We start from the raw sequence: 9,267 nt of genomic DNA, 5'->3' as shown, positions 1-9,267 counted from the left end.
TGATGCGGGGCGGGCGGTTCTGAATAAGCGTGAAGATGTGGCTCGCGCAGAAGAAGCTGCGCTTAACGCGGCTCAAAAGGGCTTGGTGGTTGCGGCGCAGGCGCAGGCTCAGGTAATCGCTTCTGAGAATGCCGAGGCCATCGGGCTTGATGCAATTGCCTACGTGGAGCTCGTGCCGTTCGATGCGCCCGATATATCGTGCGGCGCGGGGCATTCTGCGGCGCGTGCCGTCCAGGTCGCGCTTGACGAAAGCGCCTCTATTTCCGAAGGCGCGCAGGCGGCCGAAGAGGCGGCCGTGCAGGCAAATGACGCTTTGCGCGAAGGCTGGCTCGCCGATTGCGGAGCATACCCCGAGCCGTGCATGCGCGAGCGCGCCGAGTCGCTTGCGGGCATGGGCCTTGCCGAAAACCCCATGGCGAGCAGCGTGAACACCTGGTCGTATTCCATGGCGATCAAAAGGGCGCAAACGTATTACCGCTTGCGTGCGGAATTCGAGGCGCCTGGGGGTTCCAGCGTAGAGGAACGCGCACGAAGTGCTTTGCGGGCTCGTTTTTACGAATATGCCCAAAAAGAGGTAGACGCGGCTTATGAGGTCGAAATGCCTGATGGCACAATCAAAGTAAGCATCCCGATTCTGCCGCGCAATACCAACGAGATGAAAGAGACCGATTTATACACCGATTCGGTCTATCCCGTTTCAGGCGGTGCGCTGCATGCTTGGGAGGGGTGTCCGGCGGTAGCGGGAATCGAGGGGCTCGGCTCGATTTCCGCCCTCGATGCAGGGGCGTATTCAGCATGCGAAACGTGCGGCTTCGATGCGGCGTCTATGGGTTCGGTTGCTGCAGCGTCGACTTCTGTCGAAAACGGCTTTGAGCATCATTTTAGAAAAGTCGCTGAATCGGCGCGCGATTACGAGCGTGCGAAAAATGAAGCCGTGCGGGCGTCGGGCGAGGTTCGCGGTTCTGTGGGCGAAGTGCTCGATGCTATCGACGAGGCGATAAGGGAAGCTGCGGGCAACAGGGTGGAGGCGTATCCGCCAGGAAGATATGGTGCGCTTGCGGCGCTGGCGGGCGACTTGGGGAGCGAACAGGGCGGTTCGTTTTTTGCGGGGCCTGATCTGGGGCAGTTTGCGGCAATATCTGCCTCCATTCTTATTGAAGATGAAAACGAAGATGCGCTCGCTCATCTCCTCGATGGCGTGTCGGAAGACATAGGTCCGCCGCTTTCTGACGGGGGCGAAGTCGTGCTTGCTCTGTGGTCTGGTTTGCTTTCGGCATATGGCAAGGGTGCCGAAGGTATGTGCGATTGCGTATCTGGCGTGCTTGGTTCGCTTCCTTTGGTGAGTGCTGCTGGTTTGGGCGACTGGGCATCAGGCCAGCTGATGGAGCTTCTTAATGCTGCGGGCCTTGAACCCGCGAATACGGCTGCTGCAAAAAGCGTGACGTCGAATACGTTGCCCGTTGCCGAGCGCGGGACGGGACCTGTCGCCGAAGCGATATGCGCGCTGAAAGGGGGCGGCTCATGAAGCGGATGGTCGCAAGCGATAGTCCCTGTTCCTCGGACGGGCGTGGTTGGCGCACGTGCTTGGGCTCTTGGCGGGGAATATCGGGTTCGTGCTTGCGGGCGATGCGTATAGGAAGGCGCCGTTCGAGCGGGCAAATGACGGTCGAGTTCGCGGTTGTGTTCCCGGTTTTGCTCATGGTGGGGTTTATCTCGGTGAATGCGCTCGTTTTTCTTGGTGATTGCGCTGCATTCGACATTGTGGCGAGGGATGCCATTCGACTTCAGGCCGACGATGGCCAACATGAAGCGCAGGGCTGCGTGGAGATATGCGCGCGAATAGAGAAAGGTCTTTCCATGGAACACGAAGCCGTAAGCGTGACCAGCGAAAGAACGGCGGCGGGCCATATTCGCTATGTCGCAAGAACAGCGTTCTCCCCACCGTTCCTCAAAGGTGCGCAGGTGTTTGGTGTCGCGGTTCCTCCGCTTGAGCACGAAGTGGTGTTTGTGGTGAGCCCCTACCGAGCGGGGTGATCGCGTGAAAGCAGCAATCCTCTCGTCGTTTTCCAAGCGCTTTCGCGGGCTTTTGCCTGGGTCGCCTGCCCGCGATTCGTCGTTTGCGGTATTCGTGCCATGTCACGACATTCATACCTTCGGAATGGATGCTCCCATAGACGTGGCGTTTGCCGACCATATGGGAAGAGTGCTCGTGTCGAGGCGCGCGGTAGGTCCGCGCGAGCGCGTGCGTTGCGTTTCGGCGAAAGTGGCAATTGAGCGGCTCGCCTCGACCGAGCCGTGGTTTGAGGCGGGCGATAACGTGTTCGCCGATATAGAAAGGAAGATCTAGCATGAAGGAATGTCCCGTGTGCGGAGCGCGCTGCTTTGATGACATGGAGGTATGCTACGGGTGTTTGCATGACTTCTCGCGCGAAGATGCCTCTCCAATTGGGCAAGTGGTCTCTTCCTCGTGTGACCAGGAGATTGAGGAAGCAGTAATGCCCTCGGGCGATCGACGAAGTGTGGTGCCTCGTTTTGCGGAATTGCCCACGCAGGTTTCGGGGCGCGCGCGGCAATCAGGCGGAAGCGTTGCTCGGGCCGAGCAGGCACGTTCACCGCAAAGGCAGACTCACATCGTGGTGCCGTTGGAGGGAAGCGGCGAGCCGCCCGTGATCTCTCAGGGGTTTCGATTGGTCATAAGTTTGGAGGCAGTGCCTCAAGTGTGAAGGCCGTCTTCCCGTTCCGCGCATCCTCTTGTTTCGTTTTGATCGGGTCGTTTATTCCTGCCGTTTGATGCTGCCATGCCCATGTTTTTGATAGCCATTAGAAACTTTTATGAAAAAGATAGCCAAAGTTTTCATTTTTATTTCCTGTGGGAAACTTTCGTGATATGGTGAGTCGTCGTGATTACCTAAGGCTTACTTTTGGAGGCTCAACATGGACGGAGCAGTTATGGACTTGAGCGTTGAGGGTGCTGAAACTTCGCGCGGAGTATCAGCGCAGCAATTGCCTCTTACGTTTGTGTCGGCTGGCGAAACGGTCAAAGTCATTAAGGTTCGTGGCAAAAACGACCTCACCCACCATTTGGGAAACCTCGGTTTTGTTGAGGGAGCAGAGGTCAAGGTAATCGCGGGCGTTCAGGGCGATTTGGTTGTGCAGGTAAAGGGCGCTCAGGTGGCAATAAGCCGCCAGGCCGCAAACCATATCGTCACAACCGCTGCGCGCTAGTTTTTCGGTATCGTCCGGCGCGATTTTCGCGCCGGATTTAGCTTTGGGCGAGTTGTCGCCTGTGCGGATACATATAAGGCAAAAGCTATACGACCAAGAAGGAAGGAGCAGATATGGCTGAGGATCAGGCGAAAACGCTTCGCGATGTCAAGATTGGCGACACCGCGACCGTACGACGCCTTACGGGTGAGGGCGCGTTGAAGCGTCACATTATGGACATGGGCATCACCAAGGGCGTGGAAGTGTATGTGCGTAAAGTGGCACCGCTCGGCGACCCGATTGAGGTGACCGTTCGTGGCTACGAGCTGTCGCTGCGCAAGAGTGAGGCTGAGAGCATTCTCGTCAACTAACGCTGACGGGGCCATAGGCCCACGCGTCAGTTGGCGAGGATTAGGCGCAAAGGCGCCATTTTTTAGGAACGCGAGTTTGCGATAGCTAACAAATCGCTCGTCACCTGGGGATTCTTATAGAGTGAAATCCCAGGCTGACAGATTCGCAAACGACTGAAAGGCAGACAATGGGAATTCGCATTGCGCTTGCCGGCAACCCGAACTGCGGCAAGACGACGATGTTCAACGACCTGACAGGCGCCAACCAATATGTTGGTAACTGGCCGGGCGTTACCGTCGAGAAAAAAGAGGGTAAGTACACCAAGGACAAAGAGGTCATCATCACCGACCTTCCGGGCATCTATTCGCTCTCGCCTTATTCGCCCGAAGAAATCGTTGCGCGCGATTACCTGCTTGATGGCGGCCCCGACGCTGTTATCAATCTGGTTGACGCGACCAATCTTGAGCGCAACCTGTACCTCACGAGCCAAATCTTGAACCTGGGCGTGCCTGTGGTTTTGGCTCTGAACATGATGGACTTGGTCGAGAAAAACGGGGACAAGATCGATGTCGACGGCCTGTCCAAGCAGCTCGGCTGCCCGGTCGTTCCTACTTCGGCGCTTCGTGGCCGCGGCATGGAAGACGTGGTGAATGCCGCCATTGAGGCTGCGAGGGCAAAAAAGGCGCCCGAATCTCAGATGAAGTTCGATGCCGTCGTTGAGGAGGCTATCGCCAAAATCGAGGGTATTTTGGGCTCGAAGGTTTCTCCTTCCACCTCGCGCTGGTATGCCATCAAGCTTTTCGAGGGCGAGCAGAAAACCATCGACGACCTGAAGCTTTCGACAAGCGAGCTGAAGGCCATCGATGAAGTTCGCGATGCAATCGAGAACAAGCTCGATGACGACGCTGAATCGATTGTAACGAGTGAGCGATATAACGCCATTTCGCACGTTATCGACAAGACGGTGAAACGCTCCCGCACGGGCCTGACCACTTCTCAGAAGATCGACCGCGTGGTCACCAACCGTTGGCTGGGTCTGCCCATCTTCATCGCCATCATGTTCTTCGTGTACTGGCTTGCGGTCACGGTGGGCACGGGCCCTGTGACCGACTGGGCTAACGACGGCATCTCAGGCGATGGCTACCTCTATACCGGCCAGGCTGCCTACGAAGAGGCCGAGGGCGAATATGAAGATGCCCAGGGCGTTGTTGAGGCTTACGTCACCAATATCTACGGCATGGACGAGGTTCGCGACGTTCCGAGCGATGAAAGCCAGGAAGTGCTTGACGCGCTTGCCGTGGCCGAACCCGAGGACGATGCCGACGAAGACGCTGTCGCTGAATACGAAGATGCTCAAGCGACGGTGAAGGACTTCGAGGAAAAGGCCGAGGCTGAAAATGCCGTTGCCACCATCGAGGTCGAGGACGAGGACGGCGTGACCTCTGAAGAGGAAGTCGACTTCGACGCCTACAAGGATGCCGTTGAGGTCGCCGAGCCCGATCCGGCCGATTATGGCTTGTGGATTCCTGGCCTTGGCGCGATCATCGCCGATGCCATGGAATCGGCCGACGTTGCTCCGTGGTTGCAGTCGCTCGTTAACGACGGCATCGTCGCCGGCGTTGGCGCGGTTATCGGCTTCATCCCGCAGATGATCATTCTGTTCTTGCTGCTGGGCATTCTTGAGCTGTGCGGTTATATGTCGCGCGTCGCCTTCATCATGGACCGCGTGTTCCGCAAGTTCGGCCTTTCCGGCAAGTCGTTCATTCCTATGCTTATTGCGTCTGGCTGCGGTGTGCCTGCAGTTATGGCGACCAAGACCATCGAAAATGAGATGGATCGCCGCATGACCATCATGACCACCACCATGATTCCGTGCGGTGCGAAGATGCCGATTATCGCGCTCGTGTTCGGCGCGCTGGCAACGGGCAATTCCGATGATACCTGGTGGGTTGCTCCGTTCTTCTACTTCATGGGCGTTGTGGCGATTATCATCTCTGGCATCATGCTGAAGAAGACCAAACTTTTCGCCGGCGAGGCCACGCCGTTCGTTATGGAGCTGCCTGAATATCACATGCCTACCGTGAAGAGCGTGCTGCTTTCCATGTGGGAGCGCGTGAAGGGCTACATCATCAAGGCTGGTACGATTATCTTCCTGTCCACTATCGTTATTTGGTTCCTCATGAACTTTGGCGATGCGGGTGACGGCTTCGGCCTGCTTGACGCCGATGCGCCTGACTACATGGACTACAGCCTTATGGCCGGCCTTGGCAATTTGCTCGCTTGGATTTTCGCTCCTCTTGGATTCGACAATTGGCAGGCTGCGGCAACTACGATTACCGGCTTGGTTGCTAAGGAAAATGTCGTCGCTACCGTTGGCATCATCACCCAGCTTTCCAGCTATGGCGAGTCTGACCCCGCTCTGTGGCTTGGCTTCGGTCAGATGATTGGTGGCGGTGCTGCTGCGATCTCGGCTTTCTGCGCATTCAACCTTCTGTGCGCTCCGTGCTTTGCGGCCATGGGCACCATTCGTCAGCAGCAGGCCTCTGCGAAATGGTTCTGGATTACCATCGGCTATCTGTGCGGCTTCGCATGGTGCGTTGGCCTGATGATTTACCAGTTCGTGGGTCTCGCGACGGGCGAGATTGGCTTCAACTTCTGGACCATCATCGCTATAGCCGTTGCTGCGGCTATGTTGTTCCAGATTTTCCGTCCCATGCCCAAACACAAGGACGAGCAGACGAAATAATCTGCGAAACTGAACGTTTAGAGTTTCCAGCCTAGCTCAGGGTTATAGCGCCCCGCATTCGCGGGGCGCTATTTAATATGGGTAGAACATTGTCGATAGGCGATGCGGGCCAAGGGCCAAGTATGGGCGGTTTCGGGTGGATGCGCCCCGCATTTGCGGGATGTTTTCTTGCTAGCGTAAAGCAACAGGTCGAAAAGTGACAAAAGTTGCGAATCCGGGGGCGCGCAAGCCCGCATCTCGCTTGTAGATGGGCGAGTTTTGCTGCTTTTGGCGGTTTTAAAGCCTCATTTTCATGGGATGGGGCCCCTGACGCAAGTTTCGCTCGCCGGTTTGCGGGGTTGTTGCGCGCTTAGTGACCTATAAACGCCCCCAGATTCGCAACTTTTGTCACTTTTTAGCGATTTCATTTACGCTGGGCTCTCATGGGGCCTCGAAAATGTCAAATATGTGACCCTTGGGAAACATTTATTCAATTAAGAGCGCGTGTGTGGCAAAAAAGCGGTAAAGTACCTGATGAATGAAAGTATGGCGCGCATGCGCGCCCAATTGAAACGAGGCCGTTATGGTTATGAATATGGCAACAGCAGTTGTGCTGGCGATTTTGATCGTCTGTGTGTGTCTATCGGTTCGCCTAATGATGAAAAAAGGCATGTGCGGCGAAAAAGAGATGTGTGGCTCGTGCTCGGGGCACTGCGGTGGAGGCTGCTCGGCGACGGCGCGCATTGACAAGATGATCGCCGACGCTGACGCGGCGGTTGCTTCGGCGAAATAGCAAGGCGTCTTTCCGTTTAAAGCCATGCCTCCGTCTTTGGCGGTGTAGCGTTTTGCGAGCTGTGTGAGAAATTTGTCAATCGATATTGATATTGCGGCGCTTTTCCGTAGGGGCGGTTTGTTCTATCGAGGCAACAGCATCGGCAGGCGTGGCAGCAGCAACAGTGAGCATCGACGCCAGGTGGCGGTGGGCATCGGCGCCCGCGGGCGTTGGTGTCATGGAGTATCGTCGCAGACGGGCTTCGTGAGCCTCGCTATATGCTTTGAACGTTGTTCGCCGAGGCTCTCGCCTTATGACCTGAGTCCTTTCGGATAAAACTACGGTATGTGTGGTATTGTACTCTGGAGGAAGGTAACGCGCGCTTGCGCTATTCAAGGAGGCATGTATGTCGGAATCCCAAATGGGTACCATGCTCGAATCCCGCGATAGGGAGCCTCTGAGCCATTCGCTCGAGGATTACCTGGAAGCAATTGTCGATCTTGCAGGCGGCCCCAACGAACCTATTCGTGCGGTTGATGTTGCGACAAAGCTTAACGTTTCGAAAGCGTCGGTTTCGAAAGCGGTGACGAACTTAAAAGAAAAAGGCTACGCTGTTCAGCCTTATTACGGTGACATCACGCTTACTGAAGAGGGCTACGAATACGGTTCCACGATTTGGCGTCGCCACAATTTGTTGTTCCGCTTCATGACTGAGGCAATTGGCATCGACTCTGAAACTGCCAATTATGAGGCCTGCCAAATTGAACACGGTATTTCCGCTGAATCGTTCAAGAAGTGGGAAGAGTATTTGACCAAACAGGGCATAACTCTTGAGTTGTAAAACGCCATTCCCTTGTTTTCTTTATGCCCTGCGCGTTGGCGCGGGGCATATTTTTTTACCGATAGATTAAAGTTGAATCGCTTACCAGAAGGGGGACGATTATGCACGTTGAACTGTTGTACCACACGCCCGATCCCGAGCGCGCCATCGCGACGGCCGCCCGTTTGTGCTATGCGCCCGTTGGTGCGGCTGAGCTCATGGAGACGATGTCGGAAGAGCGTATGCGCAGCGTGCTTTCCACCATCATGGCCAGCGGACACTTCTCGACGCTTGAGCACGTGAGCTATACGTTTGCCATCGATGGCGTTTCGCGCGCGCTTACTCACCAACTGGTTCGTCACCGTCTGGCGAGCTTTAATCAGCAGTCGCAGCGTTACGTGAAATTCAAAGAGGGCGTTTCGGTGGTAAAGCCCGAAAGCGTACGTGCCAACGAGGAAGCGAATGCTGTTTTCGACGAGGCCATTGAAGCGGCCACGTCGGCCTATAAAAAGCTGCTCGATGCTGGCGTGCCTGCCGAAGACGCTCGTTATCTGCTGCCGAATGCTGCCGAAAGCAAAATCGTGGTTACCATGAACGTGCGCGAGCTGCTGCATTTCTTCAGCTTGCGTTGCTGCAACCGTGCGCAGTGGGAGATTCGCGAGCTGGCGCATCGTATGCTGGAACTCGCGCGCCCCACGGCTCCGTTCGTTTTCGCCGACGCGGGAGCGCCGTGCGTGCGCGGTGCATGCCCCGAAGGCAAAATGACCTGCGGAAACCCGTACCCCAAGGCAGTACGCGAATAGTGCGGCGTTTTGATGCGAAATAGGGCAAAGGACCGTTCCTTTGCCCTATTTTTGTTCGCGGCTGGTCGTAAAATTATGCCCTACGATGAGGTGGGCGATTTGGGCGATCCGGATGAGCCGGAGGAGTCGCCGTTCGCCTGCACCATGAGTCAAGAAGAAAGCTCCAAGCGTGTCTAACGAAACTGAATGCATGCCGAAAGAACATGAAGCCGACCAGGAAATGCTCGGCGCGGCCGCGAAAAACGAAAGCGGTCAGGCCTCCCGCGAGCGCAGCGCCGTGAAGCGCGCGTTTGCTGAAGACGGTGCGAACAAAACGCACGTGGGCGGCCAGGCGCTTATCGAGGGCGTCATGATGCGCGGCCGGTTCAATTGGGCGGCTGCCGTGCGCGAGCCGTCGGGCAATATCTATATTGAAGAGCATGACTTGGCCAGCGGCAAGGCGAAGAACAAATGGCTGTATTGGCCCATCGTGCGTGGCTGCCGCGCGTTTGTGGAAAGCTTGATTTTGGGCTATAAGGCGCTCGAAATTGCCGCGATGCATGCGTATGGCGACGAGGAGGAATTCCCGGAGAAAGCTGAAGAGGCGAATGCG

Annotated in this window: 11 protein-coding genes; 10 read left to right on the top strand and 1 reads right to left on the bottom strand. The window is 56.3% G+C overall.

What is annotated here, in order from left to right; all coding sequences use genetic code 11:
- The 7 genes from ACWI8T_RS06635 to ACWI8T_RS06605 form a co-directional block, all read left to right on the top strand.
- Nucleotides 1-1,525, top strand: a 1,525-nt coding sequence (locus tag ACWI8T_RS06635; RefSeq protein WP_449138369.1) for a hypothetical protein, incomplete at its 5' end; no start/stop codon positions are given.
- On the top strand, nucleotides 1,522-2,034 hold the full coding sequence (locus tag ACWI8T_RS06630; protein ID WP_449138368.1) for a TadE/TadG family type IV pilus assembly protein: 513 nt from the start codon (nucleotides 1,522-1,524) through the stop codon (nucleotides 2,032-2,034). The genes ACWI8T_RS06635 and ACWI8T_RS06630, both read left to right, overlap by 4 nt.
- Before the next feature lie 4 nt (nucleotides 2,035-2,038).
- Nucleotides 2,039-2,347 carry a DUF192 domain-containing protein gene (locus ACWI8T_RS06625; protein WP_302886482.1) on the top strand — a complete coding sequence of 103 codons (309 nt, stop codon included), beginning with the start codon at nucleotides 2,039-2,041 and terminating at the stop codon, nucleotides 2,345-2,347.
- A 587-nt stretch (nucleotides 2,348-2,934) separates the two neighbouring features.
- On the top strand, nucleotides 2,935-3,225 hold the full coding sequence (locus ACWI8T_RS06620) for a FeoA family protein (protein WP_281667874.1): 291 nt from the start codon (nucleotides 2,935-2,937) through the stop codon (nucleotides 3,223-3,225).
- A 113-nt stretch (nucleotides 3,226-3,338) separates the two neighbouring features.
- Nucleotides 3,339-3,575 carry a FeoA family protein gene (locus ACWI8T_RS06615; protein ID WP_114615171.1) on the top strand — a complete coding sequence of 79 codons (237 nt, stop codon included), beginning with the start codon at nucleotides 3,339-3,341 and terminating at the stop codon, nucleotides 3,573-3,575.
- Nucleotides 3,576-3,742: 167 nt separating this feature from the next.
- Nucleotides 3,743-6,301 carry a FeoB small GTPase domain-containing protein gene (locus ACWI8T_RS06610; RefSeq protein WP_449138367.1) on the top strand — a complete coding sequence of 853 codons (2,559 nt, stop codon included), beginning with the start codon at nucleotides 3,743-3,745 and terminating at the stop codon, nucleotides 6,299-6,301.
- 562 nt (nucleotides 6,302-6,863) lie between these two features.
- Complete coding sequence (locus ACWI8T_RS06605) at nucleotides 6,864-7,073, top strand: hypothetical protein (protein ID WP_287537961.1); 210 nt, start codon at nucleotides 6,864-6,866, stop codon at nucleotides 7,071-7,073.
- Between the two features lie 75 nt (nucleotides 7,074-7,148).
- Here ACWI8T_RS06605 and ACWI8T_RS06600 read toward each other — a convergent pair whose 3' ends face one another.
- Entirely contained in the window at nucleotides 7,149-7,292 is a 144-nt protein-coding gene (locus tag ACWI8T_RS06600; protein WP_449138366.1) for a hypothetical protein, read from the bottom strand.
- A gap of 166 nt (nucleotides 7,293-7,458) precedes the next feature.
- Between ACWI8T_RS06600 and ACWI8T_RS06595 the strand changes: the two genes are divergently transcribed.
- The 3 genes from ACWI8T_RS06595 to ACWI8T_RS06585 all read left to right on the top strand — a co-directional run.
- Entirely contained in the window at nucleotides 7,459-7,893 is a 435-nt protein-coding gene (locus tag ACWI8T_RS06595; protein WP_123218981.1) for a metal-dependent transcriptional regulator, read from the top strand.
- A gap of 101 nt (nucleotides 7,894-7,994) precedes the next feature.
- A complete protein-coding gene (gene thyX, locus ACWI8T_RS06590) occupies nucleotides 7,995-8,675 on the top strand; it encodes an FAD-dependent thymidylate synthase (protein ID WP_294378670.1) in 681 nt (226 codons plus the stop codon).
- A gap of 220 nt (nucleotides 8,676-8,895) precedes the next feature.
- Nucleotides 8,896-9,267 (top strand): DUF1385 domain-containing protein (locus ACWI8T_RS06585; protein ID WP_449138370.1); only part of this gene is annotated, 372 nt, incomplete at its 3' end.

This window comes from Slackia sp. (assembly GCF_977041755.1).
This window is presented reverse-complemented; position numbering and strand designations above follow the sequence as displayed.

What these genes read in the sequence shown, in the direction of transcription:
- ACWI8T_RS06630 (WP_449138368.1), top strand. Translation starts at nt 1,522, where the DNA reads ATGAAGCGGATGGTCGCAAGCGATAGTCCCTGTTCCTCGGACGGGCGT.
- ACWI8T_RS06615 (WP_114615171.1), top strand. Translation starts at nt 3,339, where the DNA reads ATGGCTGAGGATCAGGCGAAAACGCTTCGCGATGTCAAGATTGGCGAC.
- ACWI8T_RS06600 (WP_449138366.1), bottom strand. Translation starts at nt 7,292, where the DNA reads ATGACACCAACGCCCGCGGGCGCCGATGCCCACCGCCACCTGGCGTCG.
- ACWI8T_RS06595 (WP_123218981.1), top strand. Translation starts at nt 7,459, where the DNA reads ATGTCGGAATCCCAAATGGGTACCATGCTCGAATCCCGCGATAGGGAG.
- ACWI8T_RS06605 (WP_287537961.1), top strand. Translation starts at nt 6,864, where the DNA reads ATGGTTATGAATATGGCAACAGCAGTTGTGCTGGCGATTTTGATCGTC.
- ACWI8T_RS06620 (WP_281667874.1), top strand. Translation starts at nt 2,935, where the DNA reads ATGGACGGAGCAGTTATGGACTTGAGCGTTGAGGGTGCTGAAACTTCG.
- ACWI8T_RS06610 (WP_449138367.1), top strand. Translation starts at nt 3,743, where the DNA reads ATGGGAATTCGCATTGCGCTTGCCGGCAACCCGAACTGCGGCAAGACG.
- thyX (WP_294378670.1), top strand. Translation starts at nt 7,995, where the DNA reads ATGCACGTTGAACTGTTGTACCACACGCCCGATCCCGAGCGCGCCATC.